At 53.3% G+C, this 1,279-nt stretch carries 1 protein-coding gene; it reads right to left on the bottom strand.

Features of this window, described 5'->3' with window-relative positions:
• Positions 1 to 1,279: DUF637 domain-containing protein (locus ABR397_RS22650; protein WP_350307679.1), on the bottom strand; the 1,279-nt coding region annotated here is incomplete at both ends.

Here is a 1,279-nt window from a genome sequence, read left to right as displayed (position 1 = left end):
TGCATTAATCTGATTGCCGATATTGGCAAGTAATGCGGTGGTGAAATTGTCTTTAAAGCTGCCGCCATTAATCGTTGTCCCCAGACTGGAACTGATAATGGACTGGCCTGCGACCCGTTGAGCCACTTTGCTCCAGTCATGATTGCTCAGTTGGGGTAAGGTGGCTTTTGCCGGATCCAGCTTCCCGCCATTCGCCGTGTTATCCCATCCCATCACCGTGTCAAAGCCCGCCAGTGCGCCACCCATTACCATGGACGTGAAAGTGGATTTAACCGTGTCGCTGCTGCCCATCGCTTTTAAGGTTTTGGATAAGTCACCCTGATTATCCACCAGAGCGACCGCTGCCTGAGAGGTCAGCGCCGCCATGCCGGAAGCCGTCGCACCGTAAGCCACTGAACTCACGGTAGCGGCGGTACTGGCGGTCGCCCCCGCTGCCGTCGCCGCTGAACCTGCCGCGCCTGCGGCTGATCCGGCCACAGAAGCCGTTATGCCTGCGCCTGTCGTCACGGCGGCCACAGCAATCGCTATCACCGCTGAAACCACCGGGTTCAGATGCTGGCTTTTATAATCCCAACGGTCATACGCGTCTTTGACTAAGTTCCATTGCACATCCTGACGTTCACTCAGTCCTTTCAGCCACGCGGTTTCCGGGGTACTACCGAAGACGGAGACAACATTTTGTAACGATTGACCGTTTTGGGCTTTAATATCCGCGCTGATCCCGTCGGCGGCCTCTACGGTGAGTTTTCCACCGAGATGAATAACGGGAAGCACCCAGGTATTTTCGGTGTAGCCTTTATTTGTCTGCTTGATGTAGAACCCTTTGGAATGGGTAATCGTTTGCGCAAAAGTACTGTTTTTTACCGCTTTGAAATTAACCTGACCGTGAGTACTGGTCAGTTTGGCGTTTTGATGGGTGGAGATTTTGCTGGCTTCATAAGTGCTGTCATCCCGGCTTAACAGGTTAATATCACCGCCGGCGGTAAATTCAGTCACTTTGTTCGTGACATCATGATGAGTACGTGTGGTGGTTTTCTTTTTGCCATACCACCTGCGTGTAGTTTCTGTTTTCTCATAGTGACTGGATTCTTCCATCGCCTGAGCGAACAGGTAACCGCCTTGCGCCGCGACATCCATTGCCCCTTTGGCCGCCAGTTTGGCGGCCTGAAAAAGAATGCTGCCGGTTGAGATAACCGTGAGTATGCCGCCGCTGGTCAGTTCAGTGCCCTGCTGAGTCACTGATTCGGTGAATTCCCTGTGACCTTCCCGGTAGGTGTGG

The sequence above is a fragment of the Photorhabdus viridis genome (assembly GCF_040256935.1).
GTDB classification, from domain to species: domain Bacteria; phylum Pseudomonadota; class Gammaproteobacteria; order Enterobacterales; family Enterobacteriaceae; genus Photorhabdus; species Photorhabdus viridis.
Note: the sequence above shows the minus strand (reverse complement) of the source record. Positions and strands in the feature narration are given on the sequence as shown.